This is a genomic window from uncultured Acetobacterium sp. (assembly GCF_927416815.1).
Taxonomy (GTDB): Bacteria; Bacillota; Clostridia; order Eubacteriales; family Eubacteriaceae; genus Acetobacterium.
Map to the genome: position 1 here is coordinate 1 of NZ_CAKMJU010000128.1, position 24,824 is coordinate 24,824.

At 45.6% G+C, this 24,824-nt stretch carries 19 protein-coding genes and 2 pseudogenes; 3 read left to right on the top strand and 18 right to left on the bottom strand.

Annotation, left to right across the window (positions count from 1 at the left end; genetic code table 11):
- Positions 1-126: pseudogene (locus tag QZ998_RS15540) on the top strand (hypothetical protein); the annotation flags it as partial.
- Here QZ998_RS15540 and QZ998_RS15545 read toward each other — a convergent pair.
- From QZ998_RS15545 to QZ998_RS15630, 18 genes and pseudogenes are all read right to left on the bottom strand, one after another.
- A pseudogene (locus tag QZ998_RS15545) lies at positions 122-289 on the bottom strand (GTP-binding protein); the annotation flags it as partial. The pseudogenes QZ998_RS15540 and QZ998_RS15545 overlap by 5 nt on opposite strands.
- 35 nt (positions 290-324) lie before the next feature.
- Positions 325-2,400, bottom strand: coding sequence for an elongation factor G (gene fusA, locus QZ998_RS15550; protein WP_296561753.1), 2,076 nt, complete (start codon positions 2,398-2,400; stop codon positions 325-327).
- Positions 2,401-2,437: 37 nt separating this feature from the next.
- Positions 2,438-2,908 carry a 30S ribosomal protein S7 gene (rpsG, locus tag QZ998_RS15555; RefSeq protein ID WP_296561754.1) on the bottom strand — a complete coding sequence of 157 codons (471 nt, stop codon included), beginning with the start codon at positions 2,906-2,908 and terminating at the stop codon, positions 2,438-2,440.
- 140 nt (positions 2,909-3,048) lie between these two features.
- Positions 3,049-3,423, bottom strand: coding sequence for a 30S ribosomal protein S12 (rpsL, locus tag QZ998_RS15560; protein ID WP_014355307.1), 375 nt, complete (start codon positions 3,421-3,423; stop codon positions 3,049-3,051).
- Between the two features lie 101 nt (positions 3,424-3,524).
- Positions 3,525-3,764, bottom strand: a complete 240-nt coding sequence (locus tag QZ998_RS15565; RefSeq protein WP_296561755.1) for a ribosomal L7Ae/L30e/S12e/Gadd45 family protein — start codon at positions 3,762-3,764, stop codon at positions 3,525-3,527.
- An 80-nt stretch (positions 3,765-3,844) separates the two neighbouring features.
- Positions 3,845-7,546 (bottom strand): DNA-directed RNA polymerase subunit beta', encoded by a 3,702-nt coding sequence (gene rpoC, locus QZ998_RS15570; RefSeq protein WP_296561756.1) that lies wholly within the window; start codon positions 7,544-7,546, stop codon positions 3,845-3,847.
- Positions 7,547-7,579: 33 nt separating this feature from the next.
- Positions 7,580-11,236, bottom strand: a complete 3,657-nt coding sequence (locus tag QZ998_RS15575; protein ID WP_296561770.1) for a DNA-directed RNA polymerase subunit beta — start codon at positions 11,234-11,236, stop codon at positions 7,580-7,582.
- A gap of 405 nt (positions 11,237-11,641) precedes the next feature.
- Positions 11,642-12,436: an amino acid ABC transporter ATP-binding protein gene (locus QZ998_RS15580; RefSeq protein WP_296561757.1), complete on the bottom strand. Its 795-nt coding sequence runs from the start codon at positions 12,434-12,436 to the stop codon at positions 11,642-11,644.
- Positions 12,437-12,445: 9 nt separating this feature from the next.
- Entirely contained in the window at positions 12,446-13,108 is a 663-nt protein-coding gene (locus tag QZ998_RS15585; RefSeq protein WP_296561758.1) for an amino acid ABC transporter permease, read from the bottom strand.
- A 98-nt stretch (positions 13,109-13,206) separates the two neighbouring features.
- On the bottom strand, positions 13,207-14,010 hold the full coding sequence (locus QZ998_RS15590) for an amino acid ABC transporter substrate-binding protein (protein ID WP_296561759.1): 804 nt from the start codon (positions 14,008-14,010) through the stop codon (positions 13,207-13,209).
- A gap of 113 nt (positions 14,011-14,123) precedes the next feature.
- Entirely contained in the window at positions 14,124-15,611 is a 1,488-nt protein-coding gene (gene glpK / locus QZ998_RS15595; RefSeq protein WP_296561760.1) for a glycerol kinase GlpK, read from the bottom strand.
- A 16-nt stretch (positions 15,612-15,627) separates the two neighbouring features.
- The gene (locus QZ998_RS15600) at positions 15,628-17,166 is read right to left on the bottom strand and encodes an amidohydrolase (protein WP_296561761.1); all 1,539 of its coding nucleotides are present in this window, start codon (positions 17,164-17,166) and stop codon (positions 15,628-15,630) included.
- Between the two features lie 69 nt (positions 17,167-17,235).
- Positions 17,236-17,883 (bottom strand): SGNH/GDSL hydrolase family protein, encoded by a 648-nt coding sequence (locus QZ998_RS15605; protein ID WP_296561762.1) that lies wholly within the window; start codon positions 17,881-17,883, stop codon positions 17,236-17,238.
- A 49-nt stretch (positions 17,884-17,932) separates the two neighbouring features.
- Positions 17,933-18,511: a glycerol-3-phosphate responsive antiterminator gene (locus QZ998_RS15610; RefSeq protein ID WP_296561763.1), complete on the bottom strand. Its 579-nt coding sequence runs from the start codon at positions 18,509-18,511 to the stop codon at positions 17,933-17,935.
- 344 nt (positions 18,512-18,855) lie between these two features.
- On the bottom strand, positions 18,856-19,497 hold the full coding sequence (dhaL, locus tag QZ998_RS15615; RefSeq protein WP_296561764.1) for a dihydroxyacetone kinase subunit DhaL: 642 nt from the start codon (positions 19,495-19,497) through the stop codon (positions 18,856-18,858).
- Positions 19,498-19,584: 87 nt separating this feature from the next.
- Positions 19,585-20,592, bottom strand: coding sequence for a dihydroxyacetone kinase subunit DhaK (locus tag QZ998_RS15620; protein ID WP_296561765.1), 1,008 nt, complete (start codon positions 20,590-20,592; stop codon positions 19,585-19,587).
- A 146-nt stretch (positions 20,593-20,738) separates the two neighbouring features.
- Positions 20,739-21,137 (bottom strand): dihydroxyacetone kinase phosphoryl donor subunit DhaM, encoded by a 399-nt coding sequence (dhaM, locus tag QZ998_RS15625; protein ID WP_296561766.1) that lies wholly within the window; start codon positions 21,135-21,137, stop codon positions 20,739-20,741.
- 80 nt (positions 21,138-21,217) lie between these two features.
- Positions 21,218-23,242, bottom strand: coding sequence for a sigma 54-interacting transcriptional regulator (locus QZ998_RS15630; RefSeq protein WP_296561767.1), 2,025 nt, complete (start codon positions 23,240-23,242; stop codon positions 21,218-21,220).
- Positions 23,243-23,449: 207 nt separating this feature from the next.
- Here QZ998_RS15630 and QZ998_RS15635 point away from each other — a divergent pair, with 207 nt between their 5' ends.
- Together QZ998_RS15635 and QZ998_RS15640 are read left to right on the top strand one after the other, a co-directional pair.
- Positions 23,450-23,899 (top strand): RpiB/LacA/LacB family sugar-phosphate isomerase, encoded by a 450-nt coding sequence (locus tag QZ998_RS15635; protein WP_296561768.1) that lies wholly within the window; start codon positions 23,450-23,452, stop codon positions 23,897-23,899.
- Between the two features lie 6 nt (positions 23,900-23,905).
- Complete coding sequence (locus QZ998_RS15640) at positions 23,906-24,685, top strand: triose-phosphate isomerase (protein ID WP_296561769.1); 780 nt, start codon at positions 23,906-23,908, stop codon at positions 24,683-24,685.
- Positions 24,686-24,824 lie beyond the last annotated feature (139 nt).

A 24,824-nucleotide genomic window follows, 5' to 3' on the forward strand; every position in this document is an offset into this window, starting at 1 on the left:
GGCGCCGGATATATCTTTGAAAACAAGACCGTTGGGGGATCAATTCCTAAAGAATACATTAACCCAATTAATCAAGGGATTGAAGAAGCCATGCGTAATGGTGTTTTAGCTGGATATCCAGTTCTGGGGCTTTATCGATGTTTTCGAAGGCGACAGCTTGACCGGTTCCGAATCGTTTATTCAGTACAGATGTGATCGCCGCTGTTAATGTGGTTTTACCATGATCGACGTGACCAATTGTTCCAACATTTACGTGGGGCTTATTTCTTTCAAATTTTGACTTTGCCATTTGTTCTTCTCCTTAAAATTTATTTGATAGCTTTGCTATTGTTTACGACCTTCAATTATTTCTTCTGAAATAAATTTAGGGACTGCTTCATAGTGTGAGAACTGCATGGTGTAAACACCACGACCTTGAGTCTTGCTTCTTAGCGTTGTTGCATATCCAAACATTTCTGACAGTGGCACCATCCCTTTAATGATCTGTGCGCCACCACGCATCTCCATACCTTCAACACGGCCGCGTCGCGAGCTGATATCGCCCATGACGTCACCCATATATTCTTCTGGAATTACGACTTCAAGTTTAAATAATGGTTCTAAGATAACCGGATCTGCTTTCCGCATACCATTTTTAAATGCCATCGAGCCGGCCACTTTAAAGGCCATTTCTGATGAATCGACATCATGGTAAGAACCGTCATAAACGATAACCTTAAGATCCAGAACTGGATATCCAGCTAAAACACCATTACGCATGGCTTCTTCAATCCCTTGATTAATTGGGTTAATGTATTCTTTAGGAATTGATCCCCCAACGGTCTTGTTTTCAAAGATATATCCGGCGCCCGGTTCAACTGGCTCCATCCGAATCAGACAGTGACCATATTGACCACGACCACCAGACTGACGGGCAAATTTACCTTCAGCGTCAACGGCTTTGGTAATCGATTCTTTGTAGGCAACCTGAGGTGCACCAACATTGGCTTCGACTTTAAATTCGCGCAGCATTCGATCAATGATGATATCAAGGTGAAGCTCGCCCATTCCCGAGATAATCGTTTGACCGGTTTCCTCGTCGGTATGGGTTTTGAAAGTCGGATCTTCTTCCGACAGTTTGGCTAACGCGGTGCTCATCTTTTCTTGACCGGCCTTTGTTTTTGGTTCAATCGCAACATGGATTACCGGTTCCGGGAATTCCATCGACTCAAGAATAATCGGAGCCTTGTCAGAACACAGGGTGTCGCCGGTTGAGGTATCTTTTAAACCAACCGCTGCTGCAATATCCCCGGTATAAACCGTGGTAATTTCTTCGCGATGGTTGGCATGCATTTGCAGAATCCGACCCAGACGTTCTCTTTTCCCTTTAGAAGAGTTGAAAACATAGGAGCCTGACTCAATGCTACCGGAATACACTCTGAAGAATGCCAGTTTCCCGACAAATGGGTCAGTCATAATTTTAAAGGCCAGTGCTGAGAAGGGTTCGTCATCACTTGCTTTACGCTGATCTTCTTCTTCAGTGTCCGGGTTAATGCCAGTAATTGCCGGAACATCCAGTGGGCAGGGCATATAGTCGACAACGGCATCCAAGACTAATTGAACACCCTTGTTTTTGTATGAAGAACCACAGACAACTGGAATAATATCAACGTTTAAGGTAGCCAATCGAATTGCTTTTTTCAGTTCATCAAGACCAACTTCTTCGCCATCAAGGAATTTTTCCATGATCGCTTCATCGTAATCTGAAACAGACTCAATTATTTTTTCGCGATATTCTAGTGCTAATTCCATCATGTCTTCGGGAACATCGACGATTTCTATTTCTTCGCCTAAATCATCTTTATAGATCATGGCTTTCATAATCAGGAGATCAATGATCCCCACAAAGTCACTTTCTTTTCCGATAGGTAATTGAATTGGGACAGGATTTGCGCTTAAACGGTCTTCCATCATCTTCAATACATTATAAAAATCTGCTCCGGTAATGTCCATCTTATTGATATAAGCCATTCTGGGAACATGATATTTATCGGCTTGACGCCATACTGTTTCTGATTGGGGTTCAACGCCACCTTTTGCACAAAATACAGCTACCGCTCCATCGAGAACACGAAGTGATCGTTCGACTTCAACGGTAAAATCAACGTGGCCTGGTGTATCAATAATATTGATACGGTTGTCATTCCAGAAACACGTTGTTGCTGCCGAGGTAATGGTAATACCTCGCTCTTGTTCCTGTTCCATCCAGTCCATTTGAGAAACCCCATCATGGGTTTCTCCAATTTTGTGGATTTTTCCGGAATAGAACAGGATTCTTTCTGTGGTAGTGGTTTTTCCTGCATCAATATGTGCCATAATACCTATATTTCTTGTTTTTGCTAAACTATAACTTCTTGACACAGATGCTTTCCTCTCTTATTTCTAAATCTGAACAAACTTACCAACGATAATGAGCAAAAGCTTTATTGGCTTCAGCCATGGCGTGAGTATCATCTTTTTTCTTAACGGCTGCACCACTATTATTGAGTGCATCCATAATTTCTCCCGCTAAACGATCCTTCATGGTTTTTTCAGATCTTTTTCTGGAGTAATTAACTAACCAACGCAGCCCTAATGCTTGCTTACGTTCGGTTCTGATTTCCATTGGCACCTGGTAGGTGGCTCCACCAACACGGCGCGCCTTAACTTCTAAAACAGGTGTGATATTGGCCAGCGCTTCCTGGAATGCTTCCAGGGCATCTTTGCCAGTTTTTTCATTAACTTTTTCAAATGCATCGTAAACGATTTTTTGGGCAACACCTTTTTTCCCATCTAACATGATATTGTTAACTAACTTAGTAACAACAATATCCCCGTAAATTGGATCAGGCAAAACTTCTCTTTTTGGAACAGGTCCTTTTCTAGGCACTTTACTTCCCTCCTTAACATTTTTTTATGTTCATCGGTACTCGACATCCAACATTTCGTTGTTGTGCGTATAGCGTCTCTAACATATATTTGGTCTCGATCAATTTTTCCGAGCGCTTGAATATGCAGCACTATGCACTACTACTTTTTAGGCTTTTTGGCCCCATATTTGGATCGAGCTTGTCTACGAGCATCAACACCAGCGGTATCAAGTGCACCACGGATAATTTTATAACGAACCCCTGGTAAATCCTTGACACGTCCACCCTTAATAAGAACAATACTATGTTCTTGTAAATTGTGGCCAACACCTGGAATATAGGCTGTTACTTCCATTCCGTTAACGAGACGAACTCTGGCGATTTTTCGAAGCGCTGAGTTTGGTTTCTTTGGTGTGGATGTTCTAACTGCTGTACATACTCCTCTTTTTTGAGGGTTTGCTTTCAACGCTGGCGTCTTTGTTTTTTCTTCCATGCGTTTTCTACCTTTTTTTACAAGCTGATTAATTGTAGGCATTTAGTCCTGCACCTCCTTTAATAATAATATATCAATAACCGAAACGATTATTAATGACTTTTGATTGAACCAGGGCTGCCAAAAGGCAACCCCAGTTTGGATTATCTAATAATGGCAATAACGGCCGCTGCCCGATCAATTCCGCCGGCTTTTCCGAGTCCAACCTTGGTTTCAACCCTTTCTAAGACGATCTGATGCTGATCACAGCATTCCACGATGCTTTTTTTGATACTTTCATCGGTATCTTCTGCTAAAATAACTTTGGTGGCCTTGCCTTCTTTCACAGCCTTAAGAGTTTGCTTCATTCCAATCACTTTTGAAACATCAACAAATTGATCCATCGGTGCCTCCTTCTTGCTGTTTGTGTTTTTCTCTAAACACACCTAATAACTATACATGTTTGAGCCACAAATGTCAAGAATTATTCTTTGGTTAAGAAATCCAGGTCGAAGATATCCAGATCGGTAATGATCGCATCTTCACTTTCTTCCTGCTCTTCATCAACATAGGCATTGAGAATGTCATCATCAAAGACAATATCCAGCGATTCGGTCATCATGTCTTCTTCAATCATATCTTCATAAACATCTTCTTCACGTTCATAAACCAGATCAATGTCACCATACATCTTCACGCCGGTACCGGCAGGCACCAATTGTCCGATAATAACATTTTCTTTGAGTCCCACCAGTGGATCGACCTTGCCTTTGATGGCAGCGTCGGTAAGGACGCGGGTGGTTTCCTGGAAGGAGGCTGCCGATAAGAACGAGTCGGTTGCCAAAGACGCTTTCGTGATTCCGAGTAGTTCGCGGCTGGCGGTGGCCATTTCTTTTGGCTCTTCGCCTTCTTGTCTGGCCAGGATGTTGGCTTCTTCGATGAGTTTGTTTTCTGCTTCAAAATTGAAGATATCGACTAGGCTGCCAGCCAGCAATGGCGTATCACCAGGGTTTTCAATCTTAACTTTTCTGAGCATCTGACGGATAATAACCTCGAGATGCTTGTCGCCAATGTGAACCCCTTGCATCCGGTAAACTTTTTGTACTTCCTGAAGCAAATATTGCTGAACATGGTCAATTCCCTGAATTCTTAAAATATCACTGGGATTAATCGAACCTTCGGTGATTTCATCGCCGGCAATGACCTGATCGCCGGTATGAACCCGCAGGCGCGAACCATAGGGTATCAGATAGACCTTCATATCGCCATCTTCTCCAGTAACCACCGCTTCGGTTTTTTTCTGGGTATCCTGGATTTCGACGCGGCCATCGATTTCTGAAATAATCGCCTGACCTTTAGGTTTTCGAGCTTCAAAAAGCTCTTCAATACGCGGTAAACCCTGGGTGATATCATCAGCCGAGGCAACCCCGCCGGTATGGAAGGTACGCATCGTCAGCTGGGTTCCTGGTTCACCGATTGACTGGGCGGCAATAATACCAACCGCTTCACCAATTTCAACCGGCCGCCAGGTCGTTAGATCAACCCCGTAACAGGTCTTGCAGACCCCATATTTGGACTGGCAATTGAAAGCCGCCCGAATTAACACTTTTTCAATCCCGGCTTTTTCAATATTATCAGCCATTTCGGTGGAGATGATCTCGCCACCCGGAGCCAGTACTGCACCGGTTTTTGGATCGATCACATCTTCAAAGGCGTACCTTCCCACTAATCGTTCGATCAGGGTTTCAATAATTTCGCCATGATCGTTAATGGTTGATACTTCATAACCGCGGGTGGTCCCGCAATCATCCTCACGAACAATTACATCCTGGCTGACATCAACCAGACGACGGGTCAAATAACCGGAGTCGGCGGTTCGCAGGGCGGTATCCGCCAGCCCCTTTCGGGCACCATGGGTGGATGAGAAGAATTCCAGAACATTTAGTCCTTCACGGAAATTTGAACGAATTGGCAGCTCGATGATTCGACCACTCGGATTGGCCATCAGACCACGCATCCCGGCTAATTGCCGAATCTGATTCTTACTACCACGGGCTCCGGAATCGGCCATCATGTTGATTGGATTGAGATCTTCAAGATGGTCAAGCAGGGCATCGGTAACCTCGTCGGTGGCCTTATTCCAGATTTCAACAACGTTATTATAACGTTCATCGTCACTGATAAAACCTTGCCGATAAAGGGTCATGTTTTCATTGATTTTATCATCCGCACGGGATAGGATTTCCTCTTTGTTCTTGGGAACTTCCATATCGCTGACTCCAACGGTAATGGCGCCTTTGGTCGAAAATTTAAAACCTAAGCGCTTGATTTCGTCGAGTACTTCGGATGTTTTAGTTGGCCCATAGGTTTTGTAGCAGCGTTCAACAATTTCTGATAACACTTTCTTATTAACCTGTCGGTCTACTTCAAGCTTAAATTTATCTTCCATGGTCTCGCGTTTAATAAAGCCCAAATCCTGGGGAATAATACTATTGAAAATAAATCGTCCGACCGTTCCATCAACCAGACGGCTGACCCTTTCGCCATCAATTTCTTTGACGATCCGTACCTTAACCTGGGAGTGAAGATCAACGTCCTTATTAAAGTAGGCCATTTCCATTTCATCTAAATCTCTGAAGATGCTATCGGTTCCCTTGCCATCTTTTTTGTAGATGGTCATGTAATAGGTTCCTAAGATCATATCCTGGGTAGGTGCAACAACCGCCGTCCCATCCTGTGGTTTAAGAATATTATTCGATGCCAGCATCAGGAACCGGGCTTCGGCCTGAGCTTCTACTGACAAGGGCACATGGACAGCCATCTGATCGCCATCAAAATCGGCATTGTAGGCGGTACAAACCAGCGGATGGAGCTTAATCGCCTTACCTTCTACTAGAATCGGTTCAAAGGCTTGAATCCCCAGGCGATGGAGGGTCGGGGCACGGTTTAACAGCACCGGATGTTCCTGAATGACATCTTCTAGCACATCCCAGACCATCGGATCTAGTTTTTCGACCATTTTTTTAGCACTTTTAATATTCTGAGACAGATTTCTCCCAACCAGTTCTCGCATTACAAAGGGTTTAAAGAGTTCAATCGCCATCTCTTTGGGGAGACCACATTGATACATTTTAAGTTCCGGTCCAACCACGATAACCGAACGGCCGGAGTAGTCAACCCGTTTTCCCAAAAGATTCTGACGGAACCGCCCCTGTTTCCCTTTTAACATGTCGCTAAGCGATTTGAAGGGCCGGTTACCCGGGCCGGTGACGGCGCGGCCACGACGACCATTATCAATTAAGGCATCGACCGCTTCCTGAAGCATCCGTTTTTCATTTTGAACAATGATATCGGGCGCATCCAGTTCCAGTAATTTTAGCAGCCGGTTGTTGCGGTTGATAACCCGTCGATATAAGTCATTTAAATCAGAGGTGGCAAAACGGCCGCCATCGAGCTGTACCATCGGCCGTAATTCTGGCGGAATGACCGGAATCGTTTCTAAAATCATCCATTCCGGACGATTAGTCGAATTTCTGAAGGCTTCGACTGCTTCGAGCCGTCGGGCAATCCGGATTTTCTTCTGACCCGAGCTGCCTTTAAGTTCTTCTTTTAGCACCGCTGATTCCTGATCAAGATCGACCAGTTTTAGTAGTTCCTGAATCGCTTCAGCACCAATACTGGCCGTAAACTTATTGCCAAATTGGCTGCGGGCTTCTTTATATTCCGCTTCGGTAAGGATTTGTTTGAAATCAAAATTGCTTTCGCCCGGATCAGTGACCACATAGGCGGCAAAATAAATAATCTTTTCCAGGTTTCTGGGCGACATCTCCAGAATCAGACCCATCCGACTGGGGATCCCTTTGAAATACCAGATATGTGAAACCGGCGAGGCCAGTTCAATATGCCCCATCCGTTCCCGTCTAACCTTAGCCTTGGTTACTTCAACCCCACAGTTTTCACAGACAATGCCCTTATGGCGAATACGCTTGTATTTTCCACAGTTACATTCCCAGTCTTTCTGAGGTCCGAAAATTTTCTCGCAAAACAACCCCTCTTTTTCTGGTTTCAGGGTTCTATAATTAATAGTTTCCGGTTTTTTTACTTCGCCACGTGACCACTCTCTGATTTTTTCAGGTGAGGCCAATCCGATTTGTAAGGATTTGAAGGTGAATTCCTCGTTTAACAAATGGCTTCGCTCCCTTCTTTAATAAATTTATTCTTATAATAAGTCGTCTTCGTCATCATCAATGCTCTTAATCTGGAAGCTATCTTCCAATTTCACGTCATCTCCGGCTTCAGAAATTTCGGTGCTGCCAATTTCAATCGCTAATTCTTCGAGCGGATCGCGCTCGTCCATCTCATCATCGAGCAGCTTGATCACTTCTTGATCATTAAGGATGCTGACATCCAGGCCTAAGCTCTGAAATTCTTTCATCAGAACCTTAAACGATTCCGGGATCCCCGGTTTGGGAATGTTCTCGCCTTTGACAATCGCTTCATAAGCTTTAACCCGGCCGACCACATCATCAGACTTAATCGTTAAGATTTCTTGCAGGGTATGGGCGGCGCCATAGGCTTCTAGCGCCCAAACTTCCATCTCACCAAAACGCTGGCCACCAAATTGAGCTTTACCACCCAGCGGTTGCTGGGTTACTAAGGAGTAGGGTCCGGTTGAGCGGGCATGCATCTTATCATCAACCAAATGATGCAGTTTAAGAATATACATGTAACCAACGGTGACCTTATTATCAAAGGGCTCGCCGCTGCGACCGTCATAAAGCCGGATCTTACCATCTTCTGGCAGTTTGGCCTGGACTAATAGATCCATAATGTCCTGCTCGTTGGCAGGGTCGAAGACCGGGGTAGCAATGTGCCAGCCGATGGTTCGCATCGCCAGTCCCAGATGGACTTCCAGCACCTGACCAATGTTCATTCGCGAGGGCACCCCCAACGGATTAAGAACAATTTCCAGGGCGGTTCCATCGGGCATAAAAGGCATATCTTCTTCCGGCAGGATGCGCGAAATAACCCCCTTGTTACCATGACGACCAGCCATTTTATCGCCGACGGAAATCTTGCGTTTAACCGCAATCAGAACCCGCACCAAGGTATTGACCCCCGGTTTTAAATCTTCATCTTTATTTTCCCGGGAAAAGACCTTCACGTCCAGAACAATCCCGGATTCGCCGTGGGGAACCTTGAGTGAGGTATCACGGATTTCGCGAGCTTTCTCGCCAAAGATCGCACGCAGCAGTTTTTCTTCAGCCGACAGGTCGGTTTCACCTTTAGGGGTGACCTTCCCAACCAGGATGTCGTCCGATTTAACCTCGGCACCGACAAAGATAATCCCCCGTTCATCGAGGTTCTTCAGGGCATCTTCACTGACATTGGGGATATCGCGGGTGATTTCTTCTGGTCCCAGCTTGGTTTCTCTTGCTTCAGCTTCAAATTCTTCAATATGAATTGATGTAAAGACATCTTCTTTTAATAATTTTTCATTGATCAGGATCGCATCCTCGTAATTGTAACCTTCCCAGGTCATAAAGCCCATCAGGATATTTCGACCCAGCGCCAGCTCACCCATTTCGGTGGACGGACCATCAGCGATGATTTCGCCGGCCTCAACAACTTGTCCCTTTTTGACCAAAGGTTTATGGTTCATACAGGTGCCCTGATTCGAGCGTTTGAATTTAAGTAAGGTATATTTATCGAGATCGCCGTTGTTATTACGGATATTGATCGCTGAGGCCTCGACCCGTTCAACTGTTCCGGCATTTCTGGCAATGACACAGACCCCTGAATCCTTGGCAGCCTTATGTTCCATTCCCGTCCCGATGACCGGGGCTCTCGGAATCAGCAGTGGCACTGCCTGACGTTGCATGTTGGCACCCATCAGGGCACGGTTGGCATCATCATTTTCGAGGAAGGGAATCAACGAGGTAGCCACTGAAACAACCTGTTTCGGGGAGATATCCATGTAATCAACCCGATCTGGGGGAATCAGTACGAAATCCCGTTTGCTACCAGCTCGGCCGGTTACCTGTTTACGGGCAAATCGATTATCAGCATCGAGTGGTTCGTTGGCCTGGGCAATGGTATAGCGGCCTTCTTCATCAGCCGCCAGATAATGAATCTCATCAGTGACGACGCCATCATAAACCTTTCGGTAAGGGGCTTCGATAAAACCATATTCATTAACTCGAGCATAGGTACTAAGCGAACCGATCAGTCCGATGTTTGGACCTTCTGGGGTTTCAATTGGACACATCCGGCCATAATGGCTATGGTGCACATCACGAACCTCAAAACCGGCTCGTTCACGACTTAATCCGCCCGGACCCAAGGCTGACAAACGACGCTTATGGGTCAGTTCCGCGAGCGGATTGGTCTGATCCATAAATTGTGATAGCTGCGAGCTACCGAAGAACTCTTTTAAGGCGGCATTAACCGGACGGGTATTAATTAAGCCCTGCGGCGTTAAAACTTCATCGTCCTGGACTGACATTCTTTCGCGCACCACCCGTTCCATCCGCGATAAGCCGATCCGGAACTGATTTTGCAGCAACTCGCCGACTGAACGCAGCCGTCGATTGCCTAAATGATCAATATCATCGATGGCGCCGATATCATAATCAAGACCGATAATATAAGAGATCGAGGCATGCAGGTCAGAAATCAGCACGTGCTTGGGAACCAGCTCATCCATCCGCTTTTTAATCGATTTTTTCTTTTCTTCATCGGTCATCTCTGCTTCTAAAATCTCTTTTAGTACTTCAAAGCAGACGTGTTCATTGATCTCCAGATCACTGATATCAAAAGGCAGCTCCTGGGCATTGATGTCGACAAAACCATTGCCGATCACACGGACGATTTTGTCTTCTACTTTTACATCAACGACGTTGATGCCCGTATTTTGAATATCAACAGCGACATCATTGCTGATGATTTCGCCTTCTTCAACATAGACTTCTCCGGTTTCCGGATTGACCACGGTATGAGCCGCACGCTGGCCGGCAATTCGGGTTGACAGCGATAATTTTTTATTGTACTTATGACGGCCGACCTTGGCCAGGTCATAGCGGCGATCGTCAAAAAACATCGAGTTAAGTAGGGATTGGGCGCTTTCCACGGTTGGTGGCTCGCCTGGTCTTAAGCGTTTATAAATCTCAATCAAGCCATCGCGGGTTGATTTCATATTATTGTTTTCATCTTTTTTGATCGTTTCAATCAGTCGATAGTCATCGCCGTAAAAATCAAGAATTTCCTGATTGGTTCCCAGACCCAGCGCGCGAATCAGCGCAGTGATTGGTAATTTACGGGTTCGGTCAATTTTAACGTACATGATGTCATTGGAATCTGTTTCATATTCCAACCAGGCACCACGGTTTGGAATAACTTGGGCTGAAAATAATTTCTTACCCAGTTTATCACGACTTAGCGAAAAATATGCCCCTGGTGATCGCACCAGCTGGCTGACAATAACCCGTTCCGCTCCATTAACAATGAAGGTTCCGGTATCGGTCATTTTATGCAAATCGGCCATGTAGACCTTTTGCTCTTTAACTTCGTTCTTTTCTTTATTAATTAAACGAACTGTCACTTTAAGTGGTATAAAGTAGGTTTGATCCCTCTCTTTACACTCTTCCACTGAATACTTCGGTTTTCCTTCTATGGAATAATCAACAAACTCTAAAACCAGATTTCCGGTATAGTCTTCGATTTTATCAATATCGTCGAAAACCTCCTGGAGACCTTTTTCAATAAACCAGTTATATGAATCTTTCTGAACCTCAATCAGGTTCGGCATTTCAATAACTTCTTTGATTTTAGAAAAGCTTTGGCGTGTTCTTAAACCATTTTTTTCAGGATGCAACATTACCATCCAATATCACCCCTCGCAAAAATACTCAGCAACGGACTACCCCATCCCGACTTCTGTTTGGCCGGTGGGTATCCCAAATTTGCCTGTTGTGTTTCGTCTCGCCTTGTGTTATTATTAGACCGTAATCAATTTCATAGTTGTTGCCGCGCCAATGTTTCGCCTTTGATCAGTTTAACATCAGCGGGTCGCAAATAATTCGTTGATCGCCCTAAAATTGACGACAAGAATGCATTCTAACTTTATTTTTAAAGATACCAATGCAATTTTAAATGTTATCATATAATTATCGACTTGTCAATTTTTTTGTAATATTTGCAAAGCTAAAGAAAGCCTTCCCAAATCATCCGGGAAGGCTTTCTTTAGCTTTTATACATTGATATGATGTACGGCTATTATTGCTCAACAATATTTTTTGAGACGGTAGCGCTTGTTTGTTCTTTTGTTCTGGTCACGCAAAATGCTACTTAAAAATTCCTGGGTTCTTTTTTCTTTGGGATGGATAAAAATATCTTCCGGTGAGCCTTCTTCGAGGATTGTGCCGGAGTCCATAAAGACCACCTTGTTGGCGACTTCGCGGGCAAAACTCATCTCGTGGGTGACCACCACCATCGTCATATGTTCATTGGCCAGGCTTTGCATGACACTGAGCACTTCGCCAGTCAGTTCGGGATCGAGCGCCGAAGTCGGTTCATCAAACAGTAGAATATCGGGATTCATCATCAACGCCCGGGCGATCGCCACCCGTTGCTTTTCGCCCCCAGAGAGGGTCGATGGCATCGCATCAATTCGTTCTAATAAGCCAACCTTATTAAGATAGGCTTCGCAGCGCTGGCTCATCGCGCCAGCCTCTTCTTTTTTGACCACTTTAGGAGCCAATTCCAGATTCTGTCGAACGGTCAGATGTGGAAACAGGTTAAAATGCTGAAAAACCATCCCCATTTTCATGATGATCGCGCGGATCTCTGGGGGACTGGGATAAACCCCATCTTTAAGCAGCGGTTTTCCCTCCATGATGATATCGCCACTGTCGGCTTTTTCTAAATCGATCAGGCAGCGCAGCAGGGTCGATTTTCCCGAACCGGATGAGCCGATGATCGCCATCACATCGCCCTTATTGACTTCAAAGGAGATATCCTTTAAAACGTGATTGGCGCCAAATTTTTTATTGAGTTGCTTGACTTTTATAATTTCCATCTTTTTCCTCTAGAACTCATATTTCGTTTCAAGTCGCTTAAATACCATCGTAATCACAAAGTTGATCATCAGGTATAAGGCCGCCGCAACCAAAAAGGCAAAGGTGTCGCCGTCGCGGTTTACGGATGTTTTGGCATAATGCAGGATTTCCGCCACCCCAATGACGGTCACCAGGGCGGTGTCTTTGACTAGCGTAATGGTTTCATTGCTAACCGATGGCAAACAGACCCGAATCATCTGCGGAACAACAACCCGCGTCATTGTTTCAAATTTTGTCAGACCGAGGACTTTTGCAGCTTCATATTGACCCTTGTCAATAGCCAACAAGCCACCCCGGAATATTTCTGCAAAATAAGCGGCGTAATTCATACAAAAAGCAATACAGGCGGCCGTAAAACGGTCGAAAATAAGATAGTCACCGACCACCGGCAAGAGCGGTAAACCAAAATAGACAAACATAATCTGCAGCAGCAGCGGTGTGCCCCGTACTACATAGATATAGACCTTGGCAAAGGACTTAACCGGCTTTAGCTTACTGCGCGCCATTAAGGTAAACATAAAGCCCAGTGGAATCGAGCAGACAATCGTGACGGCAAAAACACTAAGGGTAATCACCATCCCCTGCAGCATCGGCAAGGTGATATTTGATAAATAGATAAAAAAATCTGACATTTTAATCTCCTGAGGAATGAAATGATGGTAATCCTAAAAGTCATAAAAAAATCGGATAGAAACTATCCGATTTCTAAAGACTGATTGTTTTTTTTTAATTATGGTTTGTAAATGATGTCTTCGCCAAACCATTTGGTTGAGATGGTCGCTGCGGTTCCGTCAGCAATCATCGCATCCATCGCATCTTGTACCTGGGTCAATAATTCAGTATTTCCTTTTTTGATCCCAATCCCGTATAACTCTGGCGATAAGCTTTCGCTTAAAACAATGAAGTCCGCATTTTCTGAGGTAATGTAGTATCGGGCTACAATTGAATCAACAATAACGGCATCAATTCGGCCGATCCCCAGATCGCTAAGGGCTGATACATTTTCAGGATATTCATTTAAAGCGGCTGCTTCTTTGCTGATCGGATCAGCGGTAAAGGCATCAAAGGCTGAAGAACCTTTTTGAACCCCAACATTTTTGCCGGCTAAATCAGCCTTTGTTTTGATTGGGGAATCCTTTTTAACCACAATGACCTGATCATTTTCCAGGTATGGTACCGTGAACTCCATTGCTTTCTTACGATCTTCGGTGATCGTTAAGCCGTTCCAGATGACATCAATATTGCCTGAATCCAGTTCCAGTTCCTTGGTGTCCCAGTTGATCGGCTGCAATACCACTTCCATACCCATCCGTTTTCCGGCTTCTAGCGCCAAATCGACGTCAAAACCAACAATCTCGTTTTTCTCATCTCTAAAACCCATTGGTGGGAATGAGTCATCCAGACCAACCACAAAGGTCTTATCATCATTGTTGGCATTGGCATCAGTTTTTTCGGCATTGCTGCTGCATCCGGCAAACAAACCAGCGACCAGAATGATAACTAGCATCAGACCAATTATACTTCTTTTTTTCATTTCTTTTGTCCTCTTTTCCTAATATAATCTGAGCCTATTATACACTTTATCACTGTGCATTGCTAGTCCTTTACAGCAATTTTTTATAACCAAGCGACGACTTATCCCATTTATTATTTCAACCAACCCGCCGAGCGGCTCACTGCTTTATCCCAGAATCCGCATAGTTCCTGGCGTTTTGCGGCGCTGATCTGCGGTTCAAAACGTTTTTCGATTTTCCAGAATTTTCCAATTTCTGCTAAGCTTTCCCAGTAACCCACCGCCAAACCAGCGGCGTAAACAGCACCCAAGGTGGTTGTTTCGGTAATCAGCGGACGTTCTACCGGAATTCCTAGAATATCGGCCTGAAACTGAAGTAAAAAATCACTTTTGGCGCCACCACCATCAGCTCTTAGTTTGGTCAACTTGAATCCGGACTTCTTTTCCATCACATTAAAGGCATCTTTGACCTGAAAGGCCATCGACTCCAGCGCTGCCCGAGCTATATGCTGCTTGGTCGTCCCCCGTGAGATTCCGATAATCGTTCCTCTGGCATAGGAGTCATAATACGGGGCACCTAAGCCGACAAAGGCTGGTACAAAATAAACGCCCAAACTGTCCTCAACTTGGAGGGCTAATTCCTCCGCCTCTTTGGCATCATTAATAATACCCAGCCCATCCCGCAGCCATTGGATTACCGCTCCGGAAACATCGGCCATTCCTTCTAACCCGTAATCGGTGCGACCTTTGGCACTCCATAAAACCGGTGAAAAAAGACCATCTGACGGCGGCACGTATTTGTCGCCGGTATTCATAACCATGAAAGAACCGGTGCCGTAGGTATTTTTGGCCATCCCTTTTTCCAGACAGCCCTGACCAAAGGCCGCCGCCTGCTGATCTCCCAGAATACCCGCCACCGGTACTGCTGCACCAAAGAAAACAGCGGGATCGGTCATCCCATAAACCTCGCTGGAGGTTCGCAATGCTGGCAGTATTTCGCGCGGGATATTTAGTTCCGCTAAGACCCCCTCATCATAATCCAGGGTTCGGGCATTTTGTAATAACGTGACCGAGGCATTGGAGTAATCAGTCACATGGGCACCACCGCCAGTAAGTTTCCAGACCAGCCAGCTATCAATCGTTCCATACAGCAATTCGCCATCATCGACCCCTTTTTTGACTTTGGGATCATTATCCAGCAACCAACGGATTTTTGTCGCCGCGTCGTTGGGTACAATGATCATTCCGGTACGGTCGACAATCCCGGCGCCATCTTTGGCTTCTAAGGCTTCACAAATATCAAGGGTGCGGCGATCCTGCCAGACAATCGCCCGACAAACCGGCTGACTGGTTTTCTTATCCCAGAACACCGTGGTTTCACGCTGATTGGTAATTCCGATCGCTTCAATTTGTTCAGGTTTGAGATTGCCGTTTTTTAGGGCTTCCGCGACCATTTTCAGGGTCACCTCCCAAATTTCATTGGCATCATGTTCAACCCATCCAGATTGCGGAAAATGCTGCGTAAATTCTGAGTACGCCTGCGCAATCACATTTACGGCTTTGTCAAAAATCATCACCTTTATTCCGGTTGTGCCTTCATCAATTCCTAAAATATATTTCATTTTGCTACTCCGTTCTTTATTTTTCAAAAACAATTTTTCCCTGATAAATGGTCATCATTACTTCAATATCTTTAATCGCATCCGGTGCGACAGCCAGTGGGTTTTGATCGAGTACCGTAATATCCCCGGCTTTACCAGGTGTTAAACTGCCTCTGACTTTTTCTTCCCTGGCCGTAAACGCACCGTCAATGGTAAACAATCGCAGTGCCGCGGCGGGGCTAATGGCGTTTTGCCGATAAGGCGGATTGACTGCGGCATGGATTCCCAAAATCGGATTGATCGGAGTCACGTTGGAATCTGATCCGCCACTGACGACAATACCGGCATCCAAAAATTCACGAAGCGGATAGGCGCGGCGATTCCGCTTTTCACCCAGCCGTTCGGCATAGACGCTGTCCGGCCCACCGCGCAGATAGGTAAAGGCTGGTTGAGTCGAAATCACGGCACCCAAGGATGCCGCTCGCCTAATATCGCGCTGATCGGGAAAACCGAAGTGTTCAATCCGAAAGCGATGATCAGCGACTGGAAATCTATTCAAGGCCCGTTCCAGACAGTTTAAAACCTGGCTGATGGCACGTTGGCCGATCGCATGAAAACCTGTCTGTAGCCCGGCTTTATGAGCATTTTCAATATAGTCAGTAACCCACTCATCTGAATAATAAAGCTCACCAACCGCTTGCTGATCATCGGCATAGGGTTCCTTAAAGGCGGCGGTTCGCGAACCAATCGAGCCATCCAGAAGAATGTCGGTGCCGATGATTTTTAGTCCCTTTTCGACCGCATCCGCGACCTTGGTCGCACACCAATGCAGCACCACATGGACGGGCAGATCTTCGATGATGTCTAAGAACACCGGAATATCCTGATCCGAAGAGAGATCCCCACCTTCCATCGCATGAATCGTCGTGACGCCCATTTCCACCGCTGTTTGAGCAGTATGACGGATGGCCGTTTCGCGTTGTTCCCTGGTCATCTTATCAAAAAAATACTTTCTGGCATGGCTGTTGGCCTGGCTATGCAGCCGTCCCGTTAAATTTCCGGCCTGATCCCGACTAAGCCCTGCTTCATCTTCAGCAAAGGCGATCATTTCCAAGGCGATGGTATTGACCTGGGTATAGTGCAGACCACGGTCGACCAGATAAACCGGTCGGTCTTTGAAACAAACATCCAGTTCACTGGCTGTCGGCGGCCTTTTTTCGGCCAACCGCGACTCATCCAAGCGATTGCCAAAAATCCATTCCTGATGATTGTTGGTTTTTTCTTTTGTCAACGTTTCCAGCACTTCATTGATCGAACGACAATGATATAAATCGATCCCGATCGCTGACAGTCCCGTACTCATCATATGGACATGACAGTCATGCAGACCTGGCAAAAAAGTTTTACCCGCCAGATCAATGATTGATGCCTGTTCTTTTTCAGCCAGAATTTTTATTTCCAGAGACGTTCCGATTTTTAAAATGACACCATTTTTTATATAAACAGCCTGGCATGACCGATTCTGTTCATCCATGGTCACCCCAATTCCGTTAATGAGCGCCAGTTTGTTTTCCATTGCTGCCTCCTTCCCCATTTAACATGATGATTTAATCGATAAAGGCGGCGTTACGCCGCCTGATTTTGGTTATTCCAAGATTTTTTTAACCTCGGCCGCAACCGCTTTACCGAGGGCGGCGTGTCCATCAGCACCCAAATGAAGGCCATCCAAGTCACTGACCTTGGCCACCGTAGCCGCATCAAAGAAGGCAACGCCGCGACTTTCGGCAACACCCTGATAAAATTTTGCCATCGCAATCGATTTTTCGCGATTGCCTGCAAACATCACGTTGAAAAGACCCTCTTCGATCGGACCCAGTGGTGGCGGGGCAATAAAGAGAACCTTGGGACCGTTTGGCCCAAAGGCACCGAGCTGAGCCAGGGTTTTATCGAGAATCAGACCGGCGCCATTGGCAATATCCTGGGCGGTTACAGTATAACGGCATTTCAGGTCATTGGTGCCAATCATAATAATGACCAGATCCAGCGGGGCATGACTATCGAGCAGCGGAATAATATGTTGTTTGCCACAACGATATTCTTCGATCGGGTCGTCCCATACTGTGGTTCGGCCATTTAAGCCTTCGGGAATCACCTTGTAATCGCTGCCCAGTTCGCTCTGCAGTACCCCGGCCCAGCGTACCTCATCAGGCCAGCGTTTGATCACGGCAACCAGATCATTGGATGGATCCCATCCCCAGGTGTTTGAATCGCCAAAAATCATTACGTTCTTCATCAATTTTTCCTCCATTTATATAAATTTTTTGAAACCAATAATATGGGTATCATACTTCGGGTATCCATAAATCTAACTGACTGGTAGCTACCGAAGCGACGCCAATTTTCATCGCTGATGCAAGCTGTTCACGGGTTGTCATTAGTCCTCCGAGAATGATCGGCGCCGTTGTTGCACTTTTGATATCATTAATAATCTGCTCGGGAATGGTACCGGGCATCAGAATTATGACATCCGGTTGATGTTCCTTGATATTTTCCAAACCAGTTCGACAGGCATCTGAATCAATGATAAAAATTCCAAATGCCGCCATCATGCCAGCATCTTTAATATATTTGACACACTGTGACTTCATTGTAATTACACAGTCGACTCCACAACTTGCCATATACTTAATACCCATTTTGTCGCGAGCTATTCCTTTAATTGAATCTTGATGCGCCATCACTTTTTTTCCTGCTTGATGAATACATCCGACTAGTTGCGGTAAAGTGTTCACATCTCCTAGTTTAAGCATAATCCAATCCGCATCTGTTTTTTCCATCGCATAAAGTAGTTCTTTCCGCTGATGCACTGACGGAATAACTGATTTAAACGCCATCCGTTCAGAATCCTTTCTTGCTTGCAAAGCAACTCCTTTCCTGGTCAATTGCAGGCATAAACCGGCAACTAAACAACCATTTCCCAAATCCTAGTGAATCGATAATTACCAAATAACAGCGAACGCGTCCAAAAATATAAAAAAGTCCGCATCATACAGAGGTTGCTACTGGAAATTCCAGTGTGGCGCACCCACAGTATCATACGGACATCTCTTATGTTTGTCCTGTTTTTATTCTATTGTAATGGTTTTCTTGCTTTCATTCTAATGTTTTTTTGTTTTGCTGTCAAGGCTCATCTTAAAATATCAGAAAATTTGTGTAGCTAAGCTACCCACCTCAATAAAACAAATCACGATGATCTGGCTAAACGCTACGGCATCCGGTTATAGAAAATTTCCAGAATTGCGGCGCTCGAGGCTGACCCGGGATCGCGATGACCGATGGCGCGTTCGCCTAAGCGCATCGCCCGGCCTTTTCTGGCGATAATTGGGATGGTTGAATCGGAGCCAGCTGAGCCCACATCAAGGGCTTTCTTCATCGCCTCTTTGGGAGCCAAACCGTCTTCTTGATACGCTTTTTTTAACGCATCAACCGCTGGTCTTAAGGTATCGACCATCGTTTTATCGCCCACCACGGCTTTTCCCCGTTTTTCAATAATCGCCACGCCGGCTTCCATCATTTCGATGAATTCGTCAAAATCAACCGCTTCTTTGCCTTTGGCTGGCACCCCAAATTTGGAAAAAAAGCCGCCGTAAAGGGGGCCAGAAGCGCCGCCCACCTTGTCGAGCAGGGCGGTACCGACATTTTTAAAAATACTGTTGATGTCTTCACCCTTCCAGCCATCGAGATTTTTATTAACTTCACGAAAACCGATACTCAAATTCATGCCATGGTCACCATCACCAATGGCTGAATCAAGCTCCGAAAAATAAACCTTCTTTTCTTCCGCTAAAACAATGAGGTCATCAATCACCCCAAGAAAATAGTCTTTACTTAAAATATAATCGCTCATAATGCGTCTCCTGACAATGAATTAAAGGGCTGATGGTTTCCCATCAACCCGGTTAGTTAGTATGATCTTTAGTATTATCTTTGGTGACTAAAATTGTTTGAAATAGGGGGTATCGCAGGGATAATCGAGGAGCTCTTTGATTTCGTCGTCCAATTTCACCAGCGTTACTGACATCCCCGCCATATCCATCGATGAGGCAAAGGAACCAATTAGCGATTTATAAATCGTAATGCCTTTTTCGGCTAAGATCTCGGCAACCCGACGGAAACAGATATGTAAATCCATCAGTGGTGTTGCTCCCAGACTGTTGACCAGAACATAGACCTCATCGCCGCTTTCGTAGGGAAGATCGGCCAGAATCGGCGCCATGATCTGGTCGATAACCTTATCAGCCGGTTCAATTTTGCCACGTCGAACGCCTGGTTCGCCATGGATGCCCATACCGATTTCCATATCGCCGTCTTCCATTTCGAAAATCGGACCACCCTTTGAGGGTAAGGTTGCTGAGGACATCGCTACCCCCATGGTGCGGGTAACATCGTTACATTTTTTAGCCGCTGCCACTACCGCATCCAAATCGCCGCCCATTTCAGCCTTAGCTCCAGCCGCTTTGAAAACGAAGAAATCACCAGCGATCCCACGACGATCGTCAATATTTTCAGAAGAAATAACGTCATCAGTAATCAGCACCGTTTCAACCCGAATACCATCTTCTTCATCGGCTTTTTCAGCACCCATGTCAAAATTCATCACATCACCGGCATAGTTGCCATAAAGATAAATACAACCTTTACCGGTATCGACTGCTTTTACCGAAGCATAGCAGGGGTCGGGCGACGGTGAGGTATTGATATTTCCAATTACCGCCGCATCTGCAAAGCCTTTTCCGACATAACCCAGGAATAAGGGCTCATGGCCGGAACCGCCGCCGATGATCACACCAACCTTGTCTTTTTGTTTGGCTGATTTACTGACCACGACCCGACCCTGGGCTTCAGATGCCGAGTCCAGAACCACATGATCTTTGTGTGCCGTTACATAGCCTGCTAACATTTCTTCTACTACATCATAGGGATCGTTGATTAATCGTTTCATTTCTTCCTCCTGATTTTATTGTATACGTTTTCTTAAACGCAAGAACCATGCCAGAGTGAAACCCACTCCATTAGCCAATGCCAACCTGGCACCTCTATAAAACGGGTAATATTTCCCCGTTTGGGGAATTATTACCAATTTAGCAATTAGTGAACCTTTCTCAGACTTGCTCCCTCTTTGGCGGTGGCAATGATTTTTTCCAGATCATCGCAAATGGTGGCCTGAATCACCCCACCAATAACCCCTTCAACTAGCGGTGCATCAACAATGTGAACCTTTTTCTGGAGCTCTTCATCTTCCAGCAATTCAATCGCCGTTTCGCTGCAGATCACGGCTGAGCCGAGATCGACAAAGATCAGGATATGATCGCGCTCAGCCAAGGCTTCGATGGCATTCTTAATCGTGGTGGTATGGGTACCAATCCGGCCGTCAGCAGCACCACCAGCGGCAATCACTGCAACACTGCCATCGTTCATTTCCATGACAATATCTTTTAACCCTTCGGCCAACTTTTCACTGTGCGATACAATTATTACACCTGTCATTTGCTTCCTCCCTTTTTAATTGGTTTGCTGTTGTTTACTGTATTTAATTATAGAAAGCAATATTTGTGCCAAGAGTCTTATTAGTCGAGCTGATATTTCCGCGCCTTGGCCGAAATGGTCTTGTGATCGAGTCCTAATGCCAAACCAGCCTGGCGAAAACTACCGTGTTTTTTAAGCGCTTGGCCAATCAGCCGCCGTTCCATCTCGGCAAAGGTGGGGAGATTATCCCCATCCCATAACTGATGGCTTTTATCTGTCTTAGCGACGCCGCTTTCATCGCATAAATAACTCGGCAAATCATCAAGGGTAATCCATTCCGTATTGGACAGGGTCATGCCACCTTCAATGATGTTTTCTAATTCTCTGACATTACCGGGAAAATGATAATGTTCCAGGGCACTCAAAGCCGTTTTGGTAATGGCACAATTCGGCAGATCATATTTTTTGCTGATTTTTTCGGCAAAATATGCCACCAGCAGGGGAATATCACCTTTACGCTGACGTAGTGGCGGCAGCATCACGGTGATAACATTTAAACGGTAATAAAGGTCGCGCCGAAAGCTGCCCTCTTGCATCATCACTTCAAGGGGGCTATTGGTGGCAGCAATCACCCGGACATCGATTTTAATTGGATGGCATCCGCCGATTCGCTCGATTTCCTGTTCTTGAAGCACCCGCAGCAGTTTAGCCTGCATTGCCTTATCCATATCACCGATTTCATCCAGAAAAATAGTGCCGCCGCTGGCGATTTCGAATTTCCCGCGTTTATCCTTATAGGCTCCAGTAAAGGCGCCTTTTTCATAACCAAACAGTTCACTTTCTAGCAGATTTGCAGGAATCGCCGCGCAATTCATCCCGACAAAGGGTTTTTTATTGCGCGAACCGGCCCGGTGAATGGCTCGTGCGACCAGTTCCTTACCAGTACCGCTTTCCCCCCGGATCAGTACCGCGGCATCGGTTCGGGCGGCCTTTGAGGCGACCGTTAAGCTTTCAATCAAGGCACCACTTTTGCCAACGATATGACTAAAAGAATCGTTCAATGCTTCCTTTTTTGCCAGTTCATCCTGGAGAAAACGGGTTTTCTCAGCAAGCAATTCAATCCGGTCGGCCAGCTTGGCAATCTCGGTCAGCTCACGGGCAACAATCACATTGCCACGAAACTTCTTTTCAATAATAATTGGCCGAGCCGTCATAATAAATTCACGATTGTCCTGATTGGTCATAATCAGCTCGCCCTGCCCCGAGAAAAAAGCTTCGCCAAATTTTTCAGCAGGAAATAAATCCTGAATCTTTCGCGATAAAACCTGGCTGCCTTCTTTTCTGAACATCTTGACAAAGGGGTGGTTGACATAGGTGACCTCGCGAAAATGATTGATCATACAGATCCCATCATCGACGGTTTCAAGAATATTATTAAGTTTTTCCTTTAGTTCCTTGACCGAATGAAGCTCCCAGGATAATTCTTCAATCTGCGAGATATCCTGAAAAACGACCACCCCACCGACCACCTCGTCATCAACAACAATCGGGCTCTTATTGGTTATTACCCATTTTTTGCCAATTTTATGCTTTAGTCCCAAATTTTCTCTTTTGGAAGCGAGCAAATCATTTAAATTAAAATTGGGGACCCACTCATCGGCCTTTTTGCCAATAATATCGCCGGCTTTAATGCCGGTAATTTCTTCTGCCGCGCGATTAAAAATATTGATGATCCCGTTACTGTCCATGGCAATCAAGCCATTGTTGATGCTTTCAAAAATCTTTTCACTGGCCAGGGTATTTTCCTGCAGGATGCTATCAATCGCTTCAGTATCCGGTACTTCTAGCTCGGCCGTTTGGCTTAAAAACGAGCCCAGTTTAAAAACGGCCTCTTCACTGCCCGGGTCGGCGCTGTAGACCTCAACCATCTCCCCGTTCTTTATTTTTAAGGAAACTAGTGCTAGTACCGAATTACAGGCCACCCCTTCGCGGGAATTAATCCGTCGCAGATACAATTGACAATCCCAGATTTTTTCGATTTTTTGAGCCTGTCTGGCCACCATAGCCGCTACCCGAGTATGTATCCCATTTTTATTATTTATCACAATCCGTCGTGCCTGATCCATCCGCTCTCCTTATTTTTATGCCCTCTCGGCTTCGTCCGGGCTATATATTTTTACTTTATTTCGTCTTTGATCAAAGTATTCCATTCTTTACAAATCGCCCTATCTATGCCATAATGATAGCGTATAGCTAATCGAGATGCCTTAAAAAATAGGTTATTTTTACACAATATAAAGTGTTATTCAAATTTTTAATACCGGAGGATGAAAATGAAAATTGCTGTTGACTGTGACGATGCCGCTGTTGCTTTTAAAGACGAGATTTATAATTATTTAAAGCAGAACGGTTATGACATCACCGATTTGAAGTATTCCGCCAGCCACGATTGCGATTATCCCGAGATAGCCTTTAACCTCGCCGAGGCCATTAAAAATAAAGAATATGATCGCGGCTTTATCTTTTGCGGCACTGGTCTAGGGGTGGCGATGATGGCCAACAAGGTACCTGGGGTTTTTGCCGGCACCTGTCATGATGTTTATTCAGCTGAACGGCTGGCTAAAAGCAACGACGCCAATGTTCTGACGATGGGGGCTCGGGTAATTGGTACCGAGCTGGCCAAAATGGTCGCTGAAGCTTGGTTAAAAAGTGATTTTCAGGGCGGTGGATCAAGAAAAAAAGTTGATGCGATGCGCCGCCTTGAAAAAACTTATCTCAAATAGGCCGCCATGAAAAAGTTTTTGCTGGGCACCAATTGGAAGATGAACAAAACCCTGGCCGAGGGTCTGGACTATACGACTGGACTGACCACAATCATTGCGCCATATTCCCAGTTCGAGTTTTTTATCATCCCGCCCTACACCCACCTGTGGAAAATCAAAGAAGCGATCACTGCCCAAAAAAGCCCCCTGAAACTAGGCGCCCAGAATATGCACCAGCAAGACAGTGGTCAGTTTACCGGTGAAATTTCACCAGTGATGTTAGCAGAAATCGGTATCGATATTATTGAGCTGGGTCATAGCGAACGGCGCCAATATTTTAATGAAACCGACGAAACGGTTAATCTAAAAACCCTGGCAGCTCTGAAACACGGCTTCACCCCGCTGATTTGCATCGGCGAACAGCTGGTTGATAAAGACTATCACGTCTCTAAAGAAATGCTAGCCAAGCAGTTGAAAATCGCACTAAAAGATGTGCTCGCTGATGATATCGGAAATTTCTGGATCGCCTACGAACCGGTCTGGGCGATTGGCGTCAATGGGATTCCCGCAGAAACGCCCTATGTGGAAGAAATCCATGACTTTCTCAGAAGCATCTTAATTGATCGTTACGGCGCCCGCGGAGCGGATGTCCCACTGCTGTTTGGCGGCAGCGTCAATATTAATAACGCCCGCGACTATGCGCTGCTTAAAAATGTCGATGGTTTATTTATTGGCCGCAGCGCCTGGGAGCCGGATCTTTTTAAAGCCATTATCGTTGCCGTCGGCGATCTCAGCAATAAGGTATAAGTGCCAGCCAAGTCTTAAATTTTTTAGGGCAGGATCTTTTGGTCACTGCCCGACCTCGTCTTCCATTTTTCCCGAATCACTAATGTCCATCAATTCTTCCGGAAAGGGCGCCCAAATCGTCTGCTCAAGAAGATAGCCG

What these genes read in the sequence shown, in the direction of transcription:
- rpsL (WP_014355307.1), bottom strand. Translation starts at nt 3,423, where the DNA reads ATGCCTACAATTAATCAGCTTGTAAAAAAAGGTAGAAAACGCATGGAA.
- dhaL (WP_296561764.1), bottom strand. Translation starts at nt 19,497, where the DNA reads ATGAGCGATTATATTTTAAGTAAAGACTATTTTCTTGGGGTGATTGAT.
- QZ998_RS15635 (WP_296561768.1), top strand. Translation starts at nt 23,450, where the DNA reads ATGAAAATTGCTGTTGACTGTGACGATGCCGCTGTTGCTTTTAAAGAC.
- QZ998_RS15620 (WP_296561765.1), bottom strand. Translation starts at nt 20,592, where the DNA reads ATGAAACGATTAATCAACGATCCCTATGATGTAGTAGAAGAAATGTTA.
- QZ998_RS15580 (WP_296561757.1), bottom strand. Translation starts at nt 12,436, where the DNA reads ATGGAAATTATAAAAGTCAAGCAACTCAATAAAAAATTTGGCGCCAAT.
- glpK (WP_296561760.1), bottom strand. Translation starts at nt 15,611, where the DNA reads ATGAAATATATTTTAGGAATTGATGAAGGCACAACCGGAATAAAGGTG.
- QZ998_RS15600 (WP_296561761.1), bottom strand. Translation starts at nt 17,166, where the DNA reads ATGGAAAACAAACTGGCGCTCATTAACGGAATTGGGGTGACCATGGAT.
- QZ998_RS15565 (WP_296561755.1), bottom strand. Translation starts at nt 3,764, where the DNA reads ATGGATCAATTTGTTGATGTTTCAAAAGTGATTGGAATGAAGCAAACT.
- QZ998_RS15605 (WP_296561762.1), bottom strand. Translation starts at nt 17,883, where the DNA reads ATGAAGAACGTAATGATTTTTGGCGATTCAAACACCTGGGGATGGGAT.
- QZ998_RS15640 (WP_296561769.1), top strand. Translation starts at nt 23,906, where the DNA reads ATGAAAAAGTTTTTGCTGGGCACCAATTGGAAGATGAACAAAACCCTG.
- QZ998_RS15585 (WP_296561758.1), bottom strand. Translation starts at nt 13,108, where the DNA reads ATGTCAGATTTTTTTATCTATTTATCAAATATCACCTTGCCGATGCTG.
- QZ998_RS15575 (WP_296561770.1), bottom strand. Translation starts at nt 11,236, where the DNA reads ATGTTGCATCCTGAAAAAAATGGTTTAAGAACACGCCAAAGCTTTTCT.
- QZ998_RS15630 (WP_296561767.1), bottom strand. Translation starts at nt 23,242, where the DNA reads ATGGATCAGGCACGACGGATTGTGATAAATAATAAAAATGGGATACAT.
- dhaM (WP_296561766.1), bottom strand. Translation starts at nt 21,137, where the DNA reads ATGACAGGTGTAATAATTGTATCGCACAGTGAAAAGTTGGCCGAAGGG.
- QZ998_RS15590 (WP_296561759.1), bottom strand. Translation starts at nt 14,010, where the DNA reads ATGAAAAAAAGAAGTATAATTGGTCTGATGCTAGTTATCATTCTGGTC.